A 24,915-nucleotide genomic window follows, 5' to 3' on the forward strand; every position below is an offset into this window, starting at 1 on the left:
GAAATGTTGCGTTATAAAATACTGCCGCAGGAAAAGCGCGATGACCTTTCCCTGACTGCCATTCAGTCGTAAGGAGTGGCAGAATCTAAAAGAACCGCAGGGTCTGACGGTGAAAAAGCAATTTACGCTTAAAAATGAGGGGATTATCAGGTGGGAAGGGGATTTTCATGGAATGGCATCAGAAACAGGATTTGTGATCGCGGTCAGCAGGAGGCGCTGAATTTTGCCAGGTTTCTGCCACAGCGGGCAGTCAGCCTAAGGTGCCCGCGGTTCGATCCTTCGTAGACTGCGGATACCGGGCACCTCACCCTCCTACGAAGGAAATAATAATGAATCAAGCAATCCTTTCAGGCATCCTGTGGCATCTGGTGGGCGCGGCCAGCGCCGCCTGCTTCTATGCTCCGTTCAAAAAAGTCCGTCACTGGTCATGGGAAACCATGTGGTCAGTTGGCGGTATCGCATCGTGGATCGTTTTACCCTGGGCGGTCAGTGCCGTATTGCTGCCAAACTTCTGGGGGTACTACAGCAGCTTTTCTCTCTCTCAGCTGTTGCCTGTCTTTCTCTTTGGCGCCATGTGGGGCGTAGGGAATATCAACTACGGTTTGACCATGCGCTATCTGGGCATGTCGATGGGGATTGGTATTGCCATCGGTATCACTCTGGTGGTCGGCACGCTGATGACGCCGTTACTGCAGGGCCGCTTCGTCGAACTGTTCAGCTCAGCAGGGGGCAGGCTAACGCTGCTGGGCGTCCTGGTTGCGCTGATTGGTGTGGCCATCGTTTCACGCGCGGGCTTATTAAAAGAGCGGGCGATGGGCATCACCGCCGAAGAGTTCAACCTGAAAAAGGGGCTGGTGCTGGCGGTGATCTGCGGCATCTTCTCCGCCGGCATGTCCTTCGCGATGAACGCCGCCAAGCCGATGCATGATGCGGCGGCGGCCCTGGGTATCGACCCGCTGTATACCGCATTGCCGAGCTATGTGGTGATTATGGGCGGCGGTGCGCTGGTCAATCTTGGCTTCTGCTTTATTCGTCTGGCAACAAAATCCGATCTTTCGGTCAGAAAAGATTTCTCGGTGGCCAAATCCATGCTGATCAGCAACGTGCTGCTCTCCGTGCTGGGCGGCACCATGTGGTATCTGCAGTTCTTCTTCTATGCCTGGGGCCATGCCCGCATTCCTGCGGAATATGACTTTATCAGCTGGATGCTGCATATGAGCTTCTACGTTCTGTGTGGTGGTCTGGTCGGGCTGGTATTAAAGGAGTGGAAAAATGTAGGGCGTCGTCCGGTCAGCGTACTTTGCGGTGGCTGCGCGGTGATTATCCTCGCAGCGAATATCGTCGGAATGGGCATGATGTCCTGAGGCGAGCCTGAGTGGGCAGGATGCCCGAGGTTGTTACCGTCACCACAGGGACGTGGTGCCGGCCGTTCCTTCCTTCCTTTATCCTTCGTGTCGGGCAAAATGCGTTTTACGTTGATTGCCATGTTCAAACTGTTGCCTGAAGGCGCTGGGCGTTAAGCCCGTTTCGCGGGTAAACACCACCGAAAAATAGTTACTGTCATCAAAGCCGCATCGGGCGGCCACTTCACCGATCAGGCAGTCGCTGCTGCGCAGCAACACCTTCGCCCGGCACAGCTGCAGCTGGCGAATGTAATGGCCAGGCGTCATCCCGGTTTGCTGGCGGAACAAGTGCTTCAATGCACGTTCTGACAGCTGATGCTGTTGGCAAAATGCGCTGAGGTCAAAGTTAGTGGCAATCTGTCCCTGAATGGCGGACATCAACAGGTCTAACTGCTCACCTTCCGGTAATTGCCAGGCGCTGTCCGCGGCATATCGGTGACGTTGTAACGTCAACACCAGCTGCAGGAATAAGGTTTCGGTTAGCTGCCTGGAGAGCTGGTCGCTTTTCCGGCTCTCCTGCATCAGCTGCTGAATGACTCCACGGGCCAGCGCCATCCCCCGGGTGGTCAGCCGCCAGGCGGAACCGTCATTCTCCGGCAGGAAGTTTTTCCAATCCAGTCCCAGCGTGAAGCGCTCCGGGCAGTAGATAATGTTGTCCAGCACCAGATCGTTAACCGACTGGAAGCTGTGACAGTCATCTGGCCGCAGGTAGAACAAATCCCCGCAGGTGATTAGCCAGGGTTTGTCATTCATCACATGCAGGCCGTTGCCCCGCCAGACGATCACTAACTCGCTGAATTCATGGATATGCAGCGGGAAGCTGGGCTGTGGCGCGCGGTCAGCAACCGCCACAGGCATCAGCTCAGAAGGGAAATAGTCGGCTTTCGCCAGGCGAAGGGTTGGCGTCAAGGTTCACCTCACAGATCATTTTGTCTGATGGTACGCGGAGAGGTGCCAAACTCGCGCTTAAACAGTGTGGAAAAGTGATTGCTGTCACCAAATCCACACTGATAAGCAATATCGGTAATGCGCATTTCACTGTGCCGTAGCAAATGACGCGCCTGCAACAGACGTAGTTGATTCAGATAACGTTGCGGTGTGCTGCCAGTTTGTTGTTTTAACTGGCGATGCAGGGTGCGTAGCGACAGCGAGAAGCGGGTTGCCAGCGCTTCCCAGTCAATTTCTTCACTGAAATGCTCGGCCAGCCAGTTAAGCAATCCGCGCATCCGGCCATCCTGATCGTCTCCTGGCAATTCGCTGCACCCACGGCGCAACAGCACCAGCAGCTGCATAAAGCGCATCTCCTGTTCCGCCTGATTTTCCCAGTCGGCGCGATCGGGCGACTTGCCCAAATCATCAATCAGCGCTTTCGCCTGTGCCAGCACCTTGTTGCCAATGCGCCAGTGGGACGGGTAGTTGCCTTCGCATTCCTGCGGCAGAAGATGCTGAAAGCCGGTGACAAAGCGGAAGGCTTCCGGCCCGCGGTAGAGCACATTGGTGAGGATCAGCTTGTCGGTATTTTCGTACAGATGGCGATCGTGATTGCGCACAAAGCAGACGCAGCCACCGCATAAAGGACGCGGCTCGCCATTAAAGATATGGATGCCCGCACCTTGCTCGACAATCACAATCTCATGGAAATCATCGTGATGGTGCTCGGGAAACGCACCCTGAGGGGCACGCGGTTCTATGGCTATCGGCAGTCCGCCGCTCGGGAAAAAATCCACGCTGTGTAATACGGTCATGATCTTTCCTCTTTAGCAGTCATCGGGCAAGTCTACTGCCCGACGCGGGGCGCTGACCTTGAATTTTCGACAGCAATTAGCCGCAAACGAGCTGTATTTCTAAGAATGGTGCAAGGGAATAACAGATTTGCGCGGCGTGTCACATCGACACCCTAAGCAGTTGAAAAACAAAACTGTGAGCTGATTCACGTTCACCTTTGCCAGATTGCCAGCGGCCGACAGCGGCTGGCAGTTACGGGAAGGTGTCAGATCGTCAGGCTTTTAGACTGTGGCTATCGAACAGAAAGGAAGCCAATGCTATGACCTTGCGAAATTGTGTTGCCATCGATCTGGGTGCCTCCAGCGGCCGCGTGATGCTGGCCCGTTTTGATGCCCAAACGGGTGAGCTTCAGCTGGAAGAAGTGGCCCGTTGTGTTAACCGTCTGGTGACCGTGGATGAGCAGCAGTGCTGGGATGTGGATGCGCTGGAAACCTTTATCACCCGCGCCCTGAACACGTTGGTCGAACAGGGCATCGTGCCGGACAGCATCGGGATCGATACCTGGGGCGTGGACTACGTTCTGATGGACCAGGATGGCGAAAGGGTCGGTTTGCCGGTGGCCTACCGCGATGGCCGTACGCAGGGCGTGATGCAGCAAGCCTGTCAGGCGTTATCTCGTGAGACGATCTATCAACATACCGGCATCCAGTTCCTGCCTTTTAACACCCTGTATCAGCTACGCGCGCTGACCGCCTCCAAGCCTGAATGGCTGGATCGGGTTAAGCATGCGCTGATGATCCCGGACTACCTTCATTATCGTTTAACTGGCCAGCTGAACTGGGAATACACCAACGCCACTACCACTCAGCTGTTGAACATTGATAGCGGAGAGTGGGACGAGACGTTATTGGCGTGGACCGGTGCAAAGGCCAGCTGGTTTGGCACGCCTTCGCAGCCGGGGACGCCACTGGGTAACTGGACCAGCGCCGATGGCCAGCAGGTGCCGGTGATTTCCGTCGCTACCCACGATACCGCCAGCGCCGTGCTGGCAGCGCCCGTCGCCGGAACCAATGCCGCGTGGATGAGCTCAGGCACCTGGTCGCTGATGGGGTTTGAAAGCCTCGAACCCTTTACCGGTGACGCCGCGCTGGCACTGAATATCACCAACGAAGGCGGCGCGGAAGGCCGCTATCGTGTGCTGAAAAATATTATGGGCCTGTGGTTGCTTCAGCGTGTTTGCAGCGAACTGGCTATCGAGGATTTATGTGCGTTGATCGATGACGCAGAACGCCAGCCAGCCTGCCGGTCACTGATCAACCCCAACGACGATCGCTTTATCAACCCAACGAATATGGTGCGGGAAATTCAGGATGCCTGCGTTGAACAGGGTATGCCTGCGCCAACGGACGCACCGGCACTTGCCCGCTGTATTTTCGACAGCCTGGCGCTGTTTTATCGCCAGGTCCTTCATGAACTTGAGGCGTTGCGGGGCCATGCTTTTAGCTGGCTGCATATTGTCGGCGGAGGCTGTCAGAACCCGTTACTCAACCAACTTTGCGCGGATGCCTGCGGTATCCCGGTGATCGCCGGGCCAGTTGAAGCCTCCACGCTCGGCAACATCGGCAGCCAGCTGATTGCCAGTGGTGATATTCAGGACGTCACGCATCTGCGTCAGCTGATCAAACAAAACTTCTCTCTTAAAACGTTTACCCCTCACGCCAGTGACGTCTATCGCCGCAGTTGGCCGCGTTTCCAGTCACTGACACACAAGGCAAAGGAGCTATGTATATGACCCGAGCAATCGAACAGGCGTTTGAGCTGGCGAAACAGCGTTTCGCTGAAATTGGCATTGACGTCAACGCTGCGATGGCCCAGCTGGATGAGCTACCCGTTTCCATGCACTGCTGGCAGGGCGACGATGTAAAAGGCTTTGAAAATCCGCAGGGCGCGCTAACGGGCGGTATCCAGGCCACCGGGAATTATCCGGGCAAAGCCACCACGGCTAACGAACTGCGTGCCGACCTCGATCAGGCGATGGCGTTGATCCCAGGACCGAAGCGTCTGAATCTGCACGCTATTTATCTGGATGCCGAAAGCCCGGTCGATCGTATCGACATCAAGCCCGCGCATTTCAGCCAGTGGGTTGAATGGGCGAAGAAAAATAAGCTCGGTCTGGACTTTAACCCTACCTGTTTCTCGCATCCGCTCAGTGAGGATGGTTTTACTCTGGCGCACCCTAATCCGGAAATCCGCCAGTTCTGGATTGAACACTGCAAGGCCAGCCGGAAAATTTCCGCCTCCTTTGGCGAACAGCTGGGAACGCCGTCAATTATGAATATCTGGGTTCCGGACGGCATGAAGGATCAAACCATCGATCGTTTTGGCCCGCGCGAACGACTGATGAACTCGCTGGATGAGATTATCAGCGAGAAGCTCGACCCTGCACATCATTACGATGCGGTGGAAAGCAAGCTGTTCGGCATCGGTGCGGAAAGCTACACCGTGGGCTCCAATGAATTCTGCCTTGGCTATGCCAGCAGCCGCCAGACGGCGCTGACCCTGGATGCCGGTCACTTCCATCCTACCGAGCAGGTCTCTGACAAAATCTCCACCGCCATGCTGTACGTTCCGCGTCTGTTGCTGCATGTGAGCCGCCCGGTGCGTTGGGATAGCGACCATGTGGTGGCGCTGGATGATGAAACTCAGGCCATTGCCAATGAAATCGTCCGCCAGAAGCTGTTCGACAAAGTGCATATCGGCTTGGACTTCTTTGATGCCTCCATCAACCGTATTGCGGCCTGGGTCATCGGTACCCGCAACGCGAAAAAGGCGCTGCTGCGTGCGCTGCTTGAGCCGGTAGACACCCTGAAAACGCTCGAGCTGGAAGGGGACTACACCACGCGTATGGCGCTGTATGAAGAGCAAAAATCTCTGCCGTGGCAGGCCGTGTGGGAAGCCTACTGCCTGCGTCACGATGTGCCGGCCGGTGCCGGTTGGTTAGGCGATGTTCGCCACTATGAACAACACGTTCTCAGCAAACGTTAAGGATCTAACATGCAAAATATTCTCAATGCCTGGTTTGTGCGGGACATGGTCAAAGCCACCAGCGATATGTGGCTGAAAGGATGGGATGAGCGCAACGGCGGTAACGTCAGCCTGCGTTTACTGGACGAAGAAGTCAGGCCTTTTGCGCAGGACTTCGATCGCGAGCCACGTACCGTTGAGCTGACGCAACCGGCTCCGGGACTGGCAAACTGCTGGTTCCTGGTGACCGGATCGGGCAAGTTCTTCCGCAATGTGCAGCTGGATCCTGCCGACAGCCTGGTGCTGCTTCGGGTCAGCGAAGATGGCCGCGCCTACAGCATTTATTGGGGGCTGACCAACGGCGGCCTTCCGACGTCTGAACTGGCATCACATTTCCAGTCGCACAGCGTGCGCATCAAGGCCACCAACGGTGCCGACCGCGTGATCATGCACTGTCACGCCACCCACTTTATGTCGCTAAGTTATGTGGTTGAGCTGGATTCTGCCCGTTTCACCCGCCTGTTATGGGAAGGCAGTACCGAGTGTCTGGTGGTCTTCCCCGATGGCGTGGGCATCGTGCCGTGGATGGTGCCTGGCACTGACGGCATCGGCGAAAAAACCGCTGAACAGATGGCCTCCCACAGCCTGGTGATGTGGCCATTCCACGGCATCTTTGGCGCAGGACCGACGCTTGACGAGACCTTTGGTCTGATTGATACCGCGGAGAAATCGTCAGAAGTGGTGGTGAAAGTGCTGTCGATGGGCGGTATGAAGCAGAGTATCACCACCGCAGAACTGATTGCGCTGGGCGAACGCTTTAACGTTAAGCCGTGGCAGGCTGCACTGGAGGCGCGTCATCCTCATGTTGCGTAAAGCGTTCGTGATGCAGGTTCATCCGGATAAGCATCAGGAGTATCAGCAGCGGCACAACCCGATCTGGCCTGAACTGGCGAAAACCCTCAAGGAGCATGGCGCGCATCATTACAGCATCTTTCTTGATGCGCAGCGCAACCTGCTGTTTGGCGTGGTGGAGATAGAATCAGAAGCGCGCTGGAATGCGGTGGCAGAAACCGACGTATGCCAGCGCTGGTGGCAATCGATGTGTGAACTGATGCCGTCTAACGCGGATAACAGCCCGGTAAGTACTGAGCTCAAGTCGGTGTTTTATCTGGACTGAGAAAACAAAAAACCACCTGAAAAGGTGGTTTTTTTTAAGCTTAAATCCGCTTAGCCATTAATGCGTAACTGCGGATAACGCCGCATGCTCCACGCACACCAGGCCAGCGCTAGCAGGCCAATCGTACCGCCAGCGTAACCAATATTCTGCATATCCAGATGCAGGCTAACCTGATTACCCAGCAACGCGCCGCCGCCAATCCCGATATTATAAATCCCCGAGAGTAACGACATGGCGACGTCAGTTGCATCCGGTGCCAGCGCCAGCACGCGAACCTGCACCGCCAGCCCGATAATCATTATTCCCATGCCCCAGAAAATACACAGCGTGGAAATCGCCAACGTATGGGTGGCCGAAACATACAGCGTCAGCATGCAAAGGGTAATTAGCGCTATGGCACCCAGTAAAAATGCCGCCGGAAATTTATTGCCGAGGGTACTGAACAGAATGCTACCGACAATTCCGGCTGCACCAAATATCAACAGCAGGAAGGTAGTAAAGTTGGCACCCATCGCCGCCACACTTTGAATAAACGGCTCGATATAGCTGTAGGCGGTATAATGCGCGGTCACGACGATGGCAATCAGTAAATAAAGCGAAACCAGAGCAGGGCGCTTAAATAACATCGGCACGCTTTTCAGTGAGCCAGTGTGCTCACTTGGCAGCTTCGGCAATAATTTCGCCAGGCACAGCATGGTCACCAGCGCGACGAATCCAATCACCCCGAAAGTAATACGCCAGCCGAGGTACTGTCCAATCATGCGACCAATCGGCAGGCCCAATACCATCGCCAGCGCGGTGCCGGTTGCCAGCATACTTAATGCCTGAGTCTTTTTGCCCGCTGGCGCAACGCGGATCGCCAGAGACGCGGTAATCGACCAGAAAATGGCATGAGACAGGGCAATGCCGATACGCGACAGTACCAGGATATTGAAACTCCAGGCAAAGGTCGAGAGCACGTGGCTGGCGATAAACAGCGTGAAAATGGCAATCAGCAGGAAGCGACGCTCAACATTTCTTGTCAGCAACATCATCGGCAGTGACAGCAGGGCAACGACCCAGGCATAAATGGTCAGCATCAACCCGACCTGTGCCGTGTTCATATTGTAGCTGGCCGCAATGTCAGACAGCAGACCGACCGGTGCAAATTCGGTGGTATTAAAGATAAATGCGGCAATGGCTAACATGAAGACACGTAGCCACGCTGTTTTGCGTGAAACAGGATTAGTAGATTGCATTGGAGTTAACGACTTGTTGATAGAAAGTTAATTCCACATCGGGCGGAATCTAAGAAATTAAGCGCGTATTGTGTTTTATTTATCCGCCAGATGACACCGAAAAAGTGCCCTTTTTTGTAAAACAGTATAATTGTCGGACTCTTCGCCAATAAAAAGGCCGCAACGGCCTTTATGAGTCTTGATAATGCCTTAGCTGTGGCAAAAAAACGGCTGGCTGTCGGCAGGAAATAACCTGTCCGGCCGATTCAGCTGGCGACCGGCTTGGCGTGCTTACCGCCCTTAACCAGGCTGGACCAGTAAACTCCGGCGTGTCGCTACCGCTCGGATCACCAATACCAGCATCACAATCCATTCAGCGGCCAGCGTCAGCAATACCGCCTGCTGATAACTGCCATGCTGTTGTAATACCTGACTGTAAACGGTGCCTAACAGCATCGGTCCCAGGCCAAACGCGGCCTGCTGCACGGTAGACAGCATCGCACTTCCCGCACCGGCATGATCTTTCGGCACATCAGACAGGCCGATACGATAGAAGCAGCTGACGATAAACGACTGGCCAAAACCAATTAAGGCGGTTGCCGGGATCAGCGCATAAATGCCAACGTCAGGCCAGCCGGTTTTAAAGGTGGCCATCAATGCCAGTAATCCCGCCATTTGAATCCCACAGCCGGTCAGCAGCATGGCGATGCGGCTTAACTTCTCAGCGATGCGGGTGGTGCACAGCGAGCCAATAAAATAGGCCACGCCCAACGCAATAAAGGCGTTCCCCGACTGGAAAGGCGTCATACCCAGGCCGGACTGCAGGGTAAGCGCCACGGCAAACATAAAACCGCTCCAGCAGGAGAAGAACAGCACCGCAATGGACAGGCCGAAGCGCACACCGTTCAGACGCATCAGGCTGGGTGGCAGCAGCGGATGCCCCTGTTGCTGTTCCAGCGTCACTTCCACCCGCCATAAACGGTGCAGCAAGACCGGGAAAGCGGCCAGCAGCAGGATGCAAGGCCAGGACCAGTGCAGCAACGGCCCCAGCGCCAGCGCTAACAGCAAGCAGCCAATGGCGCTGGCGAGGAGAACCGTGCCGGCCAAATCGATGGAGACCTTCTGCGATTTTTTGGTTTCAGGGATGCTTTTCGCGGCAAAAAGCACGATCAGGACACAGAGCGGGATGTTGATCAGGAACACGCTGCGCCAGCCATAGCCCCCAAGGTTGGCGGCAATCAGGAATCCGCCCAGCACCTGCCCGATAATAAAGGCCAGCCCGCCAATGCCGCCGTACAGGCCGATAGCGCGGGCATGGGCGCGCCCATGCAGACAGACGTGCAGCGTAGCGAGGATCTGCGGTACCACCATCGACGCGCCAATGCCCTGTAACGCGCGGGCAACCAGCAACAGCCAGACGGAATCCGCCAGGCCACACAGCAGCGAAGCGATGCCGAACACCACCACGCCCAGCGTAAACACCCGGCGGCGGCCATAGTTGTCACCCATTCGGCCGCCCATTGCCAGGCTAACGGCAAAGGCAATGCCGTACACCGCAACGATCAGCTCCAGCTGGATCGGCGAAGCGTGCAGGGTGGTGGACATGGCATCCAGCGCCACGTTAACGATGGAGAAATCGATCATCGGCAGCAGTTGCCCCGCCAGTAAGACCAGCAGGCCGCTGCGGCCCAGCGTTGGAGAATCGGAGGCGTTGTTCATCAGGTAAAAACCTTGTCAGCAATCAGAATGAGGCATAGCATCAGCGATCTGTGAAACGGGTACCAGTTTTTGATTATCATGGTATAAATGCTACCCGTATGCCCTGGAGAGCCCGACATGCCTGAGATTACCGTTATTCCTGCTGCGGAAAATAACCGTCAGTTATTGGGGGCCTTTCTGCGCCGCCGTCGGGAAAGCCTGGATCCTAACCGATTGGGGCTTCCGCGCATGCGAAACCGCCGTACGCCGGGCCTGCGGCGGGAAGAAGTCGCGCAGATGGCCGACGTCGGCGTCACCTGGTATACCTGGCTGGAACAGGGAAGGGAGATCAAAGCCTCCAATAAAACGCTGACGGCGATTGCTTCGGCGTTACAGTGTAACGAAGCGGAAACTCAACATCTTTTTTCGCTGGCCGGTCATCAGTATCCGGTGCAGGCCGCGGCACGGGTCTGCGCGAAAGTGTCGGCGCATGGGCAAATCACCCTCGATGCGCTGCATCCGTTACCCGCCGTTATTCAGTCGGCGCGCTTTGATATTATTGGCTACAACCAGGCGTGGCAGAAGTTGGTCAATCTGGATTTACAGGCCATTCCTCCGGAAGACCGAAACTGCATTTTGCTGGCATTTACCAGTCAGGCCTGGCGGGACTCCATGCTGGACTGGGAAACGGTGATGCCGAATATGGTGGCAAGATTCCGCGCGCAAATGGGCGATAACCTTGAAGATCCGCACTGGAAATCGATGGTCGATCGTCTGCTGGCCTGCTCGGACGAGTTCCGCAATATCTGGGAACGATATGAAATCCGCGCGATTGAAAATCAGGTTAAACGCTTCTTCCATCCTAAAGTGGGTGCCTTAACCCTGCGGCAAAATAACTGGTTCTCCGCACCACGAAACGGTGAGCGTCTGCTGGTTTATATCCCGGAAGATGAAAACAGCGCGGCGGCGTTAAGCCAGATCACCGCTGACAGCTAGCGGATAATTGCCGCGCTAATTCACACCCTCTTACCAATTCAGGGCGCATTATTCCCCTCTCAGGTTAAGCAATCCCCCGCGCATTGCGCTACCCTGGTCAGTGAAGGCGGCAGCAATGTCGCTCCCGTTTCTCAGCATAAGGAATTCAGTAATGACTCAACGTCCCACTGTTGCAGTATTGGGATTAGGCGCGATGGGCCACGCCTTCGCCGCTAATTTAGTGAAAAATGGCTTTACCACCTCTGGCTGGAACCGTACCAAAGCCCGCGGCGAAGATCTGCAGGGCGCAGGACTGAAGCTGGCGGACAGCCCAGAACAGGCGGTAGAACAGGCCGATGTGGTGATCGCCATGCTGGCCGATGCACAAACCACGGAATCGGTGCTGGCTCAGGCGCAAGGCTCGATGAAAAACGGCGCGATTGTGGTGCAAATGGGCACCATTGGCGTTGAATCGACCGAAAAATTGATTGCCACCTTCCAGCAGCAGCGCCCTGATGTGGTGTTTCTCGACGCGCCAGTTTCCGGCACCAAAACCCCGGCCGAAAATGCCCAAATTGTGGTGCTTGCCAGCGGCGATCGTCAACGTGCTGCCGCGGTTGAGCCGGTTTTTGCCGCCATTTCAAAAGGCACCAAATGGCTGGGCGAAGCGGGTGCCGCTTCAAAAATGAAGCTGGTGGTGAATGCCTGGCTGATCTCGATGGTGCAGGGCCTGTCAGAAAGTACCCAGATGGCGAAAGAGTTTGGCTTCACGCCGGATGACCTGTGGTCGGTGCTGGACGGTGGTCCGCTGGCGGTACCTTATGTAAAAGGTAAGCTGGAGATGATGAAAGAGGGAACTTATGACCCACAAATGCATCTTACATGGGCACTAAAAGACGTTAACCTGGCATTAGCGGCGGCCAAAAACAGTGAACTGCCTGGCCTCAACCTGATCTCGGATGTCTGGCAGGATGCAGTGGACGCGGGCTATGGAGAGAAAGATTTGTCGGTGGTTTATCGCTATCTTAGTGAGAAGTCCGGCTAAAAAAGCGAGCCGGTCGACGATCGGCTCAGTCATAATCCCCTAAATATCATAATGATAAGGGGAATAGCAGTAATCGCTTAGGCAGAACCTTCTAAAGTGCAACAGTATTTGTTATATTAAACAGGTATTGTTTTTACTAGTTGATTGATTTTTAATGCTTTTTAAGACCGCCGCAAAAACGGTGATGCACAGCTAAAAGCAAGGATCTGAACATGCTTGATATTCGTTTTCCTACAGCCTTACAAATGGTGCTCTGTGTGGCCCAGGCGGAGCGGGAAGGTAAACGCAGCACCAGCAAAATTCTGGCGATGGGCCTTGAGGCCAATCCCAGTTTTGTCCGCAAGATGATGGTGCCGCTGACTCGCGATGGCATTATTGTTTCCACACTAGGCCGGGCCGGGACCATTCGTCTTGGCCGACCGGCAGACGAGATCACCTTATGTGATATCTATACGTCTGTGCTGGAAGACAAGCCGTTACTGGCAGGGCGCCCTGAAGTGCCTGCCCGCTGTCTGGTCAGTGCCAACACCTGTTGGTTCTTCAAGGAACTGGCGCGAGAAGCTGAACAGGCTTCGCTGGACGTGCTGGCTAAGCGCACGGTCGCAGATGCGTTAAGAGAAATTTTTGAGCGCGACAGGCGTGATCCGGAAGGCAGCTGCGAGGCAACACGCGCCCGCGAAGAAGCTGAAAGCTAGCCCTCCCGTAAAAAGAAACCGGACATCGTGATGATGCCCGGTTTTTTTATGTCCGTTACCAGGCCGACGCTTCCTCAGGCGGCGTGGGTTCTTCGCCGGAATAGCGCGTCGGTGGGATCCCGACATGGCGGGTGAAGGCGACGCTAAACGCGCTGGCCGAGTTATAGCCCACGCGTTCCGCCACGTCGGCAATCCCTCCCTGTTTACGCAACAGCAGATTTTTGGCCATCGCCATCCGCCATCCCAGTAAATAAGCCATCGGCGCCACGCCTACCGCCTGACGGAAACGTTCAAAAAACGTCGAACGGGACAGGGCGGCTTCCTTTGCCAGCTGCGCAACCGTCCAGGGAAAGGTCGGCTGCTCATGCATTTTGGTAATGGCGCTGGCCAGGCGTTCATCGGCCATTCCCCGCAACAGGCCCGGCGAGGCAGCGGCTTCGGAAGTGGATCGCAACGCTTCGATCAGCATCACTTCCAGCAGCCGCGCCAGAACCACCTCCCTTGCCGGACGCTGGGCGCGGCATTCATCGCCGACCAGTTGCAGCAGCGTCGCCAGCCTTTTTTCGCCACGGATATGCACCAATTCGGGAAGCAGGGAAACCAACAGGCTGGCATCGGGCGAACCAAAAACGCAATGGCCGACCAGCGTCTGCACCTCGGGCGGACCATTCTGCGCGCCTAAGCGGAAGTGACCGGGCTGCAACGCCACCGGCAGGCAAAAATCGTCAGCTGCGATGCGTTGCTGGCTGGTCATGATGAAGCCCTCAGCCGCGGGGATCAGCACAAAGTCGTCCTGCTGTAATAGCAGCGGCGCTTTGCCATCCATTGTCAGCCAGCACGCGCCCTTAAGAATCACGCAGTAGAAGGGGTCACCCGAGACGGAACGCCGTATCCCCCAGGTTCCCGCCGCACTGACCACTTTCGAGAACGGCGTACCCGGTTGTAAAAGGGTAACGACTTCGGCAAGCGGATCGATCATGGCTGGACTCCTGCTAATGAAATCTGGACGTTTGAGTGTAGCAAGTCCGGAACGATGCGCCTATTGTTTCTGCTCTGTTCACAACACCACGGAAACTCTGATGAAAACGATTCTGATTACCGGCTGTTCATCCGGCTTTGGTCTTGATATTGCACGCTATTTCTTGCAACGGGACTGGAAGGTCATCGCCACCTTACGCACGCCGAAAGAGGGAATTTTCCCCGCTTCCGACAATCTTACCGTGCTGCCGCTGGACGTGACCGACACGGACAGTATCCAGCAAGCCATTGCCGCCGCCGGACCGATTGATGTGCTGGTGAATAATGCCGGCATCGGGCTGTTTGGCATTTTTGAAAACCTGTCGCTGGATACCGCGCGGGAGATTTTTGAAACCAACACCTTTGGCACCATGGCGATGATCCAGGCGGTGCTGCCGCAGTTCAGAGAAAAGCAGGCGGGGGTGATCGTGAATGTGACCTCCAGCGTGACGCTGATAGCGCTGCCGATGCTGCCTGTCTACACCGCCAGCAAGGCGGCGGTGAATGCCTTTACGGAATCACTGGCGCTGGAACTGGCTCCCTTCAATATTCGTCTGAGTCTGGTGCTGCCAGGCAAGTCGCCGGAAACGCGCTTCGGAGAAAACGCCCGTTCGCGGCTGGGTGAATTCCCGCCGGCCTACGCAGGCTTTGCACAACAGGTTTTTGAACAGCTGACCGCGCCATCCGACGACGTCACCACCTCGCAGGATGTGGCCGAAGCGGTGTGGCGTGCGGTGAACGATCCGTCCAGCCCGATGCGGATTGCGGCGGGAAAGGATGCGGTTCCGCTGTTAAAGGCGTAATGCCAGGCGCATAAAAAAAAGCCGGACAGCGTAAAGTTGTCCGGCTTTTTGCGTTGAGGCGCTTGGCGTCTCGGATCAACCGGGGCAAACGTCCACCCCGGAATTTAAGGTTTAGCCTTCAAAGGCCGGTGACGGTTCTGCTGCGGGTTCTTCCTTTTTCACCAGCTTGCGCAGGGCAACATAGAACACCGGCGTCAGGAACAGGCCGAACAGCGTGACGCCCAACATGCCGGCAAACACGGTGATGCCGGTAACGGTACGCACTTCGGCACCGGCACCGTGGCCCAGCATCAGCGGGATGGTCCCGGCGATAAAGGCAATTGAGGTCATCACGATCGGGCGAAGACGCAGGCGACAGGCTTCCAGCGCGGCCTGAACGATAGTCCGTCCCTGCATTTCCAGTTCACGGGCAAACTCGACGATCAGGATGGCGTTTTTACAGGCCAGCCCCATCAACACCACTAATCCCACCTGCACGAAGACGTTGTTATCCCCGCCGGTCAGCCAGACGCCAAACAGCGCGGACAGCATGGTCATCGGCACAATCAGGATCACCGCCAGCGGCAGCGTCCAGCTTTCGTACAGCGCAGCCAGCACCAGGAAGGCCAGCAGCACCGCCACCGGGAAGACGATGATCGCCGCATTGCCCTGCGTGGACTGCTGATAGCTCAGGTCGGTCCATTCAATGTTCATACCGTTTGGCAGGATCTGGTCGGCAATATGCTGTACCGCCTGCATCGCTTCGGCAGAAGAGAGCACGCGCGGATCGGCATCGCCAATCAAGTCCGCCGCCGGGAAGCCGTTATAGCGGATCACCGGATCGGGCCCATAGGTGGTGCCGATATGCACCATGCTGCCGATCGGCACCATTTCGCCATTCGCATTGCGGGTGCGCAGGTTGGCAATATCCTCAATGCTGTCACGGAACTGACCATCGGCCTGCGCATACACTTTCCAGGTACGACCAAACCGGTTGAAGTCGTTAACGTAAGACGATCCGAGATAGGTTTGCAGCGTGCCAAACAGATCGGTCAACGCCACGCCCTGCGCCTTGGCCTTATCACGGTCAACCTGTGCATCCAGCTGTGGCACGTTGGCCTGATAAGTGGAGATCGGGAAGTGCAGGCCAGGCGTTTGCATAATGGTGCCGGCCATGGCATTGGCAGCCTCCTGCAATGCGCCATAGCCTAATCCCGCGCGATCCTGAATATACAGCGAATAACCGGCACCCTGGCCGAGACCGAGGATGGGCGGTGGCATAATCGAGAAGGTGAAGCCTTCCTGAATCTGCGACAGCTTGGCGTTGATTTCGGCGTTAATCTCAGACGCGGAGCGCGTGCGTTGATTCAGCGGTTTCAGCGCAAAAAACACCGTGCCGGTATTCGGCGTGTTGGTGAACTGCAGCGCGTTCAGGCCAGGGAAGGCGACCGCATCGGCAACACCGTCGGTGTGCAGCGCAATATCGCTCATCTGGCGGATCACTTTATCGGTCCGTTCCAGCGAGGATCCTTCCGGCATCTTCACGCCGCCAATCAGGTACAGCTTGTCCTGAGTCGGGATAAAGCCCGCCGGCACCGCTTTAAACATCACGCCGGCACCAATCAGCAACAGAATATAGACGCCGAACACCGATCCACGGCGCTTCAGGATGCGGGAAACACCGCCCTGGTAGCGCGCAGAGTTACGGTTAAAGAAGCGGTTAAACGGACGGAACAGCCAGCCGAACAGCGCATCGATAATCCGGGTAGTACGATCCTTCTTCGCATCATGCGGTTTCAGCAACAGCGCCGCCAGCGCCGGAGAGAGCGTCAGGGAGTTGATGGCTGAGATCACCGTGGAAATGGCGATGGTCACCGCAAACTGCTTGTAAAACTGTCCGGTCACGCCTGACAGGAAGGCCATCGGCACAAACACCGCACAGAGCACCAGCGCAATGGCGATAATCGGACCCGACACTTCGCGCATCGCCTGATGCGCTGCCGCCCGCGGTTCCAGACCTTCTTCGATATTTCGCTCGACGTTCTCCACCACCACAATGGCATCATCGACCACGATCCCTATCGCCAGCACCAGCCCAAACAGGCTGAGGGTGTTAAGCGAGAAGCCCAACAGGTACAGGATTGAGAAGGTCCCGACCACCGACACCGGCACCGCCAGCAACGGAATGATCGAGGCGCGCCAGGTCTGCAGGAACAGGATCACCACCAGCACCACCAGCAGAATCGCTTCCAGCAAGGTATGCAGCACGGAACTGATGGAATCACGTACGAAAATAGTCGGATCGTAAGGGGCTTTCCACTCGACGCCATCCGGGAAACGGGTCGCCAGCTCGGCCATTTTCGCCCGAACCGCATTCGACAGATCGATGGCGTTGGCGCCCGGTGCCTGGAAAATACCAATCCCTACCGCGTCTTTATTATTCAACTGCGAGCGTAAGGCATAGCTGCCCGAGCCCATTTCAATGCGGGCCACGTCGCGCAGGCGAACAATCTGCCCGTCTTCGCCGCTTTTCAGAATGATATTGCCGAACTCTTCTTCGTTCTGCAGGCGTCCCTGCGCATTGATCGACAGCAGGAAATCGCTTTTATTGGGCATCGGCTCTGCGCCAAGCTGCCCGGCAGACACCTGCACGTTCTGCTCCTGGATCGCCGACACCACATCGCCTGCGGTCATACCGCGCGCGGCAACCTTGGTCGGATCCAGCCAGATACGCATGGCATATTCACCGGCACCGAAAATCTGCACCTGGCCGACACCCGGCAGACGCGCCAGCTCATCTTTCACCTTCAGCTGCGCGTAGTTGCGGAGATACAGCGAATCGTAGCGACCGGACGGTGAATCCAGATGAACCACCAGCGTCATGGTCGGCGACTGCTTCTGCGTGGTGACACCCTGACGGCGCACATCCTCCGGCAGACGCGCTTCGGCTTGCGCCACGCGGTTTTGCACCTGAACCTGCGCCTGATCCGGATCGGTCCCCGGACGGAAGGTGACGGTGGTCACCAGCACGCCATCGGAACCGGCAATCGATTTCATGTACATCATGTTTTCGACGCCGTTAATCGCTTCTTCCAGCGGCGTCGCCACGGTTTCAGCAATCACTTTTGGGTTGGCGCCTGGGTATTCCGCACGCACCTGCACGCTTGGCGGTACCACATCAGGGTATTCACTGATCGGCAGCAGCGGAATGGCAATCAGCCCGGAGACGAAGATCAGAATCGACAGCACGGCCGCGAATATCGGTCGGTCGATGAAAAATCTGGAAAAATCCATAACAGTTCCCGCAGCTTAAATTAAAGGGAGGCTGGCGCCATAGGCACCGTTTTGGCATTTACCGCCATCCCAGGCATAAATACTTTCTGCACGCCGTCGACAATCACCCGATCGCCGGACGTCAGGCCGCGCTGCACAATGCGCAGGCCGTCAGCCATCTGGCCGGGCTGGATATCACGACGCTGGGCTTTATTCTGCGCATCGATCACCCAGACAAACTTACGGTCCTGATCGGTCAGCACCGCTTTGTCATTGACTAACAGGGCAGGGAAGTCGGCGCGGCCCGGCAGCTGCACGCGGGCGAACAGCCCTGGCGTATACAGACGCTGGTCGTTATCCAGCAGCGCGCGCATGCGGATGGTGCCGGTGCTGGCAGTCAGTTGGTTATCGGTAAAGTCGACTTTGCCGGTGTGCGGATAGCCATCCTCACCGACCAGGCCGATTTTTACCGGCAGCGCGTGATGCGCCGCAGCGGCACTTTCGCCTTCACGGCTGATGCGCTGATAACGCAGGAAGGTGGCTTCATCGACGTCGAAATAGACATACACGGTGTTGAGCGACACCAGCGTGGTCAGCACGCTGCTGCTGTCGCCGGCGGTCACCAGGTTACCGGAGGTGATCATCGCGCGGCTGGCGCGGCCATCAATCGGCGCGGTGACTTTGGTAAAATCGAGATTCAGGCGCGCCATATCCACTGCGGCCTGCGCCGCCAGCACGTTCGCCTGCGCCTGGGTTGAGGCTGAACGCCGTTGTTCCCACACCTCACGTGAAATCGCCTGGGTGCCAATCAGCTTCTCGGTCCTGCCGGACTCGCTGCGGGCCAGCTGCGCCTGAGTGATGGCACTGGCGAGATCGGCCTGAGCGCGTTCCAGCTCAGCGCGATAGGTACGGTCATCAATGGTAAACAGCACGTCGCCTTTTTTAACTTCCTGGCCTTCGGTGTAGTTCACTTTATCGATATACCCGGTCACGCGCGGGCGCAGCTGGACGCTCTGCACCGCTTCAATGCGGCCATTGAAGTTATCCCACTGGCTGACGGTTTGTTGCTGAACCTCAGCGACACTGACCTGCGGGGCAGGCGGTGCGCTCTGTTCAGCCCCTTTGGAGTCGCAGCCCACCAGCCAGATTGCTGTGAGAAGCGACAGTGCACTGAGGCGCAGGTGCGATGAGGTGAAAGATTTCATGGTTATTAATCCCTTGCAGATGCTGACGACGTGAAAAAAGGAGCACGGCATAATGCATAAAATGTATTTATGATAAATACACTAAACGCAAGGATTGTAGGGAGAGGGTAAATTAAGTGCAAGTGTTATTGTTGCTTTTAGCATTTTCTTGTCAACACCCGTATCAAAATGTGAACGGCAAGAAAACAGGGGGAAGAGTGAGGCGATAAAGAGGAGAGTGCCAGCGAATCGCATTTAATGCAACAATTAAACTTGCATTAAGCGGTCGGCTGCTTTAACTTGTGGATATGCATTCATTAAAGTTACCTTTTACCCTTCTGCGGGGGAGAGGTCAAGCCAGGCTAAAACAAAAAGCATTAAAAGGGGAAGCGCAATGAGCCATGATGATTTTATTACCGATCTCGTAAAGTGGATCGACACCCACATCGAAGGGAAAATGGATCTGGATACCGTTGCCGATCGGGCCGGGTATTCGAAATGGCACCTGCAACGGATGTTCAAGCAGCATACCGGCTACGCACTGGGCGAATACATCCGCGCACGTCGTCTGAAAAAATCTGCTGAGCGCCTGGCAACGGGTGGTGAGCCGATTCTGGATGTGGCGATTTCGTTTGGATTTGATTCCCAGCAGTCGTTCAACCGCAGCTTCAAACGTCAGTTTGGTCAGTCTCCGGGCGCATGGCGTCGACAGGTTCAGGTCAGCGCCTGTTCATAAACTGCGCATCTCTTCAATAGCGGGCGTCTCAGCCCGCTGTGATTTCTGCAATAAGTCCCGTCCACACCTCAGACTCGTCTTGTTTATTCCGCCCGATAGCCGCAACGCATTGTATACTGTCTGAATCACGCTGATTTTTATTACTATTCAGACAGGAATTGTCATTGATGTGGAAACAGAACAAACAGGGTTGGTGCGAGGCGGCCAGTTATCTACTGATTTTCGCCGCGCTCTTTATGATATTCCCGTTACGCCTCCTGCCCTGTTTTCTGGCCGGATTTATCGTTTACGAAACCATCCTGGCGCTGACGCCGTGGGTTGAGCGACTGGTCAAAGGGCCGATTGCCCGCTGGATCATCATATTCTTCCTTACTGTCATCATTGTGTTAGGGCTGGTGGTTGGCGTCAGCAAGCTGATCGGCTTCTTATTGAATGATTTCCAGAACCCGGCGGCGTTCCATGCGGCGGCCAGCAAACTGCTGGAAGACGCCCAGCGTACGCTTTCTCCGGTGGTTTCCCGCTATTTACCGGCCGATATAGATGAGCTGCAACATCAGGTGGTCACCTGGCTGCGCGAGCATCTGGTGGTGGTCCAGACCTTTGGTCGTACCGCGGCCCATACCTTTGCCACCATGCTGATTGGCATGTTGCTGGGGGCTATCATCTCCCTGCGCATCAGCAATGTGGATACGCAGGATGCACCGCTGCGCCATGCGCTGCTCGAGCGTCTGACCGTACTGGCCGACTCGTTCCACAACGTGGTTTTCGCGCAGATCAAGGTCTCGCTGGTGAATACGGTGCTGACCTGTGGCTTCCTGTTCGGCGTGCTGCCGCTGTTCGACCTGCACTTCCCGTTTGGCAAAACGGTGGTGGTGCTGACCTTTGTCGCCGGATTGCTGCCGATTATCGGCAACCTGATCTCCAATACGGTGATTGTGCTGATTGGCCTGTCGATTTCCCTTGAAGCGGCGGTGATCTCGCTGGTGTTCCTGATGCTGGTGCATAAGCTGGAATACTTTATCAACGCGCGGATTTTTGGTTCGCGGATCAATGCCAAAACCTGGGAAATCCTGCTGGCGATGCTGGTGTTTGAATCCGCCTTTGGCCTGGCCGGGGTGGTCGCGGCACCGGTCTATTACGCCTACCTGAAAAGCGAGCTGCGCATTGCCCGGCTGATTTAATCCTTGTCGCGGGCCTGATATCAGGCCCGCACTGCCTTTTTCCCACCGTCGCCACTATCAAGGCTTTACGCCACATCACATCGATCTTATGGTAGGGAAAACGACTGACAGTTGAGCCCGCCATGCCCGCGCTTTTGCACACGTTGCTGCACCAAATCCTGCTTTCCATGCCGTTATTTATCCTTATTGCCTTAGGCTGGATGCTGGTTCGCTGGCGAAAATGGCCCGACAGCATTACCGAAGCGCTAAACCGCGTGGTCTTTAAAATAGCGCTTCCGGCGATGTTATTCCGGCTGATAAGCGATTTCGGTCAAAGCCCGCCGGTTGATGCCCGCTTACTGATCGCTTTTTTCGGCAGCTGCCTGATCGTTTTTGTTCTCGGCAGAGTGATGGCCAGCCGGCTGTTTAAGCTGGATGGCATTTCCGGGTCGGTATTTGCGCTGGGCGGCATCTTCTCCAATAACGTGATGCTCGGCTTGCCGATTGCCACGGTGATGCTGGGCGAAAAGGCGATCCCGTCGGTGGCGCTGGTGCTGGTGTTTAACGGCCTAATTTTATGGACGCTGGCCACGGTGTCCGTCGAGTGGGTCAAACACGGCGCGCTTAATTTGAAAGGGTTTGGCAAAACCGCGGTCAGCGTGCTGAAAAATCCGCTGATTATCGCCATTCTCTCCGGCACCTTGTTCAGCCTGACCGGCATCCCGCTGCCGCAGATGATCGATAAACCGGTGAGCATGCTGGGCACCATCGCCGTGCCGCTGGCGCTGGTGGCGTTAGGCATGAGTCTGGCCGCCTATAAAGTGAAGGAGGGCCTGAGAGAGAGTTATGCGATTTGCCTGCTGAAGCTGATTGTCCAGCCGCTGGTGATTTGGGGCCTGGCGGTGATGCTGGGCCTGCCGCCGCTGGAAAGCAAAGTGGTGGTGCTGTTAGGATCGATGTCAGTCGGCATCAATGTCTATTTAATGTCGCAACAATTCAATGCCTTAACCGGCCCGGCCGCCACCAGCATGCTGCTGTCGACGGTTTTCTCCGCAGTGACCACGCCGCTGCTGCTAATGCTAATGGACCTTGCCTGACGATGAAGTGTGAGCCAGCTGGCGGAACTGACGCGAGACGCTTGCGGTAAGTACGTTTATTTCATTATCTTCTTTTATCGGTAATTTTGTTTCGTTTATAAGCACGGCGAAACGGACCGATCCTTACCTCCGGAGAAGAAGAATGAAAACCTACAAAGCCCTGCTGCTCGTCGCCTCACTGAGCTGTTCCACCAGTGTGCTGGCGGAAACCATCGGCGTTTCAATGGCCTATTTCGACCAGAACTTCCTGACCATCATCCGCCAGTCGATTGATAAAGAAGCCAAAGCCCGTGGCATCACCGTGCAGTTTGAGGATGCGCGCGGCGACGTCGGCCGGCAGACCGATCAGGTGCAAAGTTTTATCAGCGCCGGTGTTGATGCCATCATCGTCGATCCGGTCAACTCGGCCGGCACCCCGGCGATGACCAGACTGGTGACCGCCGCCAAAATTCCGCTGGTTTACGTCAACCGCACGCCTGGCGATATCAAACTGCCGAGCGGCGTGGTGTTTGTCGGCTCTGATGAGAAGCAATCCGGCACCCTGCAGATGGAAGAGCTGGCGCGTCTGGCAAACTATCAGGGCAAAGTGGGCATCATGATCGGCAACCTGACCGATGCGGGCGCCATTCAGCGCACCAAAGACGTGGAGCAGGTGGTCGCCAAGTACCCGAAAATGAGCGTGGTACAGAAGCAGACCGCCAACTATTCCCGCAATGAGGGGATGGATCTGATGCTCAACTGGATGACCAACGGTGAAGAGATCGACATCGTGGCCGCCAACAATGATGAAATGGCGATTGGCGCGATTATGGGCCTGCAACAGGCCGGCAAGAAAGACAGCAAAATCCTGATTGGCGGCATTGATGCCACGCCGGATGGGCTGAAAGCCATGTCCTCGGGCAAAATGCAGGTGACCGTTTTCCAGGATGCAATTGGCCAGGGCAAAGCGGCGGTGGATGTGGCGCAGAAGATGATTAAAGGCGAAAAGCTCGACCCGTATTACTGGATCCCGTTTGAGCTGGTCACCCCGGCCACGTTACAAAAATACGTTGATAAGGAATAGACGCTAAATCTGCCGTCGCGGTAAACTCCGGCGATGAATAAAAAACTGATTATTGCGGCGATCCTCGCCATTGTGGCCACCGCCGCCGGCTTACGCCACCCGTCCAAACCGCCTGCCGATCGTCAGCAGGCGGCGCACACCTCAACCGCCTCCGCGACCAACAGCAGCAGCGATATCAGCACGCTCACGCAACAGCAGCGGGTGGCCGACTATCTGCACCAGCATCAACGCCTTCCTGCCTATTACCTGACCAAAGGTGAAGCCAGAAAACAGGGCTGGGAACCGTCGCGGGGCAATCTGTGCCAGAGCCTGCCAGGCCGGGCAATCGGTGGCGATCGCTTCTCCAACCGCGAAAAAGTGCTGCCGGAAAAGCAGGGGCGACACTGGTTTGAAGCGGACGTGAATTATGACTGCGGCCGCCGGGGAAGCGACCGCATGCTGTACTCCAGCGACGGGTTGATTTACGTGACCAAAGACCATTACCGCAACGTTGAACAGGTGTATTAAGATGAACACGGTCAGCTTCGACTTTGAGCATATCGCCGACGTAGCAGACTTTTATCGTCAGTTCTGCCACAAGTTCGCCATTGACATGGCCTTCGGCAACAATCTGGATGCATTTTGGGATGCGCTAACCGGCATGATCGCACTGCCGGCGCGCGTAACGCTGCGTCATCTGACCGCGCATGCCGATCCTCAGCAGTTTGACGGCGTGATTGCCGTGCTGCGGGAAGCGGAAGAGGCTTCCGGGGGAAAATTCAGCCTGCGCATTCGCTAACGCTATTGATGGAAGCGCAGGGCGACATCAAAGCCCTGCTGCGGCAAGACCACAATCGCGTCCTCCGCCTCGCTAAACTGCAGATCGCCCTGATGCAGTGCCGCTCTGACCTTCGCCAGATCCTCAGTCTGAAAACTTAACGCCGCCATGCGTGCCGAGCCATCATAATTATCCGGCAGCGCGTGGAAGCGCGACCTGACATAATCTTCGGTCGCAAAGCGCACGCTGGTCACGCCGGCGGTCAGCAAAAAGGCGCCTTCCTGACATGCTCTCAGGCTGTTGGTGCCAAACAGGCGGCTGTACAGCGAGGCAACCGAGGCCGGATCTCTGGCCACAATCACAAACTCGCTGATGTTTTTCACGCCGTTCGGGTGCTGTTGCCACGCGGGCTGCCACACCGCTTCCGGGGTTAAATGCTGACAGAAAAAGCTGCGGCCATCGGCGATCAGCGACGGACGAACCCGCACGGTGCGGAACTTCGCTTCAGTCACCGTGCCGTCCGGCAGGGTCACCGGACGGTGGAAAGAGGCGGGCTCATCGCCGTCTAAATCCTGACGTAACAGATGCTTATAATCCTGATCGGCATCCTCCGTTTTCCACACCAGGCCACTGAGGCCCGGAGACGCCTGCCAGAGATCGGCGCGGCTGCTCTTTTTACCTTTCTCATAGCCGAGCAGCTCAAGGTAATTTTCACCAAAAATTGCCAGATGATTACTGGAGCCAAGAGAATGATGGCCACGTTCGGTCAGCTGAAAACCCAACCTGCGGTACAGCGCGCTGGCAGCATCTAACTGGTCGGCGACGTTAATCACCACATGATCAAGAACCGCCTTAGGGGTAGGGACAGGCATAATGGTGCTCCTTTT

General features: G+C 56.2%; 23 protein-coding genes. 15 read left to right on the forward strand and 8 right to left on the reverse strand.

Features of this window, described 5'->3' with window-relative positions; all coding sequences use genetic code 11:
* Positions 1-329: 329 nt before the first annotated feature.
* Complete coding sequence (rhaT, locus tag EBC_RS11975) at positions 330-1,364, forward strand: L-rhamnose/proton symporter RhaT (protein ID WP_013202053.1); 1,035 nt, start codon at positions 330-332, stop codon at positions 1,362-1,364.
* A gap of 78 nt (positions 1,365-1,442) precedes the next feature.
* Here rhaT and rhaR read toward each other — a convergent pair whose 3' ends face one another.
* Both rhaR and rhaS read right to left on the reverse strand, forming a co-directional pair.
* Positions 1,443-2,312, reverse strand: a complete 870-nt coding sequence (rhaR, locus tag EBC_RS11980; protein WP_013202054.1) for an HTH-type transcriptional activator RhaR — start codon at positions 2,310-2,312, stop codon at positions 1,443-1,445.
* Positions 2,313-2,320: 8 nt separating this feature from the next.
* Entirely contained in the window at positions 2,321-3,148 is an 828-nt protein-coding gene (gene rhaS / locus EBC_RS11985) for an HTH-type transcriptional activator RhaS (RefSeq protein ID WP_013202055.1), read from the reverse strand.
* 299 nt (positions 3,149-3,447) lie between these two features.
* Here rhaS and rhaB point away from each other — a divergent pair, with 299 nt between their 5' ends.
* Genes rhaB through rhaM form a run of 4 tightly spaced genes read left to right on the forward strand, consistent with a single transcriptional unit; the run spans position 3,448 to position 7,329 of the window.
* The gene (gene rhaB / locus EBC_RS11990; protein WP_013202056.1) at positions 3,448-4,920 is read left to right on the forward strand and encodes a rhamnulokinase; all 1,473 of its coding nucleotides are present in this window, start codon (positions 3,448-3,450) and stop codon (positions 4,918-4,920) included.
* The gene (locus tag EBC_RS11995; protein ID WP_013202057.1) at positions 4,917-6,173 is read left to right on the forward strand and encodes an L-rhamnose isomerase; all 1,257 of its coding nucleotides are present in this window, start codon (positions 4,917-4,919) and stop codon (positions 6,171-6,173) included. The genes rhaB and EBC_RS11995 overlap by 4 nt, the downstream gene beginning before the upstream one ends.
* Before the next feature lie 9 nt (positions 6,174-6,182).
* A complete protein-coding gene (gene rhaD / locus EBC_RS12000) occupies positions 6,183-7,025 on the forward strand; it encodes a rhamnulose-1-phosphate aldolase (RefSeq protein WP_013202058.1) in 843 nt (280 codons plus the stop codon).
* Positions 7,015-7,329 (forward strand): L-rhamnose mutarotase, encoded by a 315-nt coding sequence (gene rhaM / locus EBC_RS12005; protein ID WP_013202059.1) that lies wholly within the window; start codon positions 7,015-7,017, stop codon positions 7,327-7,329. The genes rhaD and rhaM overlap by 11 nt, the downstream gene beginning before the upstream one ends.
* Positions 7,330-7,379: 50 nt before the next feature.
* Here rhaM and EBC_RS12010 read toward each other — a convergent pair whose 3' ends face one another.
* Both EBC_RS12010 and EBC_RS12015 read right to left on the reverse strand, forming a co-directional pair.
* On the reverse strand, positions 7,380-8,567 hold the full coding sequence (locus EBC_RS12010; RefSeq protein ID WP_013202060.1) for a sugar transporter: 1,188 nt from the start codon (positions 8,565-8,567) through the stop codon (positions 7,380-7,382).
* 279 nt (positions 8,568-8,846) lie between these two features.
* Positions 8,847-10,265: an MFS transporter gene (locus EBC_RS12015; RefSeq protein WP_013202061.1), complete on the reverse strand. Its 1,419-nt coding sequence runs from the start codon at positions 10,263-10,265 to the stop codon at positions 8,847-8,849.
* A gap of 117 nt (positions 10,266-10,382) precedes the next feature.
* Here EBC_RS12015 and EBC_RS12020 point away from each other — a divergent pair, with 117 nt between their 5' ends.
* The 3 genes from EBC_RS12020 (at position 10,383) to EBC_RS12030 (ending at position 12,959) form a co-directional block, all read left to right on the forward strand.
* Positions 10,383-11,240, forward strand: coding sequence for a helix-turn-helix transcriptional regulator (locus tag EBC_RS12020; protein ID WP_013202062.1), 858 nt, complete (start codon positions 10,383-10,385; stop codon positions 11,238-11,240).
* Positions 11,241-11,391: 151 nt separating this feature from the next.
* Positions 11,392-12,264, forward strand: coding sequence for an NAD(P)-dependent oxidoreductase (locus EBC_RS12025; RefSeq protein WP_013202063.1), 873 nt, complete (start codon positions 11,392-11,394; stop codon positions 12,262-12,264).
* 212 nt (positions 12,265-12,476) lie between these two features.
* Positions 12,477-12,959, forward strand: a complete 483-nt coding sequence (locus tag EBC_RS12030) for an RrF2 family transcriptional regulator (RefSeq protein ID WP_013202064.1) — start codon at positions 12,477-12,479, stop codon at positions 12,957-12,959.
* Between the two features lie 55 nt (positions 12,960-13,014).
* On the opposite strand, the gene EBC_RS12035 is transcribed toward EBC_RS12030, so the two are convergent.
* Positions 13,015-13,938: an AraC family transcriptional regulator gene (locus EBC_RS12035; protein ID WP_013202065.1), complete on the reverse strand. Its 924-nt coding sequence runs from the start codon at positions 13,936-13,938 to the stop codon at positions 13,015-13,017.
* 100 nt (positions 13,939-14,038) lie between these two features.
* Between EBC_RS12035 and EBC_RS12040 the strand changes: the two genes are divergently transcribed.
* Entirely contained in the window at positions 14,039-14,779 is a 741-nt protein-coding gene (locus EBC_RS12040) for an SDR family oxidoreductase (protein WP_013202066.1), read from the forward strand.
* A 111-nt stretch (positions 14,780-14,890) separates the two neighbouring features.
* Here the strand turns inward: EBC_RS12040 and EBC_RS12045 are convergent, their stop codons facing one another.
* Positions 14,891-18,052, reverse strand: coding sequence for an efflux RND transporter permease subunit (locus EBC_RS12045; protein WP_013202067.1), 3,162 nt, complete (start codon positions 18,050-18,052; stop codon positions 14,891-14,893).
* A 20-nt stretch (positions 18,053-18,072) separates the two neighbouring features.
* Positions 18,073-19,236 carry an efflux RND transporter periplasmic adaptor subunit gene (locus EBC_RS12050; RefSeq protein WP_013202068.1) on the reverse strand — a complete coding sequence of 388 codons (1,164 nt, stop codon included), beginning with the start codon at positions 19,234-19,236 and terminating at the stop codon, positions 18,073-18,075.
* 373 nt (positions 19,237-19,609) lie between these two features.
* Here EBC_RS12050 and EBC_RS12055 point away from each other — a divergent pair, with 373 nt between their 5' ends.
* The 6 genes from EBC_RS12055 to EBC_RS12080 all read left to right on the forward strand — a co-directional run bounded on the left by EBC_RS12055 (position 19,610) and on the right by EBC_RS12080 (position 24,049).
* Entirely contained in the window at positions 19,610-19,951 is a 342-nt protein-coding gene (locus tag EBC_RS12055) for a helix-turn-helix domain-containing protein (protein WP_013202069.1), read from the forward strand.
* 167 nt (positions 19,952-20,118) lie between these two features.
* Positions 20,119-21,132: an AI-2E family transporter gene (locus EBC_RS12060; RefSeq protein ID WP_013202070.1), complete on the forward strand. Its 1,014-nt coding sequence runs from the start codon at positions 20,119-20,121 to the stop codon at positions 21,130-21,132.
* Positions 21,133-21,254: 122 nt separating this feature from the next.
* Positions 21,255-22,208, forward strand: coding sequence for an AEC family transporter (locus EBC_RS12065; RefSeq protein WP_013202071.1), 954 nt, complete (start codon positions 21,255-21,257; stop codon positions 22,206-22,208).
* Between the two features lie 142 nt (positions 22,209-22,350).
* Positions 22,351-23,271, forward strand: coding sequence for a sugar ABC transporter substrate-binding protein (locus EBC_RS12070; RefSeq protein ID WP_013202072.1), 921 nt, complete (start codon positions 22,351-22,353; stop codon positions 23,269-23,271).
* A gap of 33 nt (positions 23,272-23,304) precedes the next feature.
* Positions 23,305-23,778, forward strand: coding sequence for a ribonuclease domain-containing protein (locus tag EBC_RS12075; protein WP_013202073.1), 474 nt, complete (start codon positions 23,305-23,307; stop codon positions 23,776-23,778).
* Between the two features lies 1 nt (position 23,779).
* Positions 23,780-24,049 (forward strand): barstar family protein, encoded by a 270-nt coding sequence (locus tag EBC_RS12080; RefSeq protein ID WP_013202074.1) that lies wholly within the window; start codon positions 23,780-23,782, stop codon positions 24,047-24,049.
* Between the two features lie 2 nt (positions 24,050-24,051).
* Here the strand turns inward: EBC_RS12080 and EBC_RS12085 are convergent, their stop codons facing one another.
* Positions 24,052-24,900, reverse strand: a complete 849-nt coding sequence (locus EBC_RS12085) for a VOC family protein (protein ID WP_013202075.1) — start codon at positions 24,898-24,900, stop codon at positions 24,052-24,054.
* Positions 24,901-24,915 lie beyond the last annotated feature (15 nt).

The sequence above is a fragment of the Erwinia billingiae Eb661 genome (assembly GCF_000196615.1).
Lineage (GTDB): Bacteria > Pseudomonadota > Gammaproteobacteria > Enterobacterales > Enterobacteriaceae > Erwinia > Erwinia billingiae.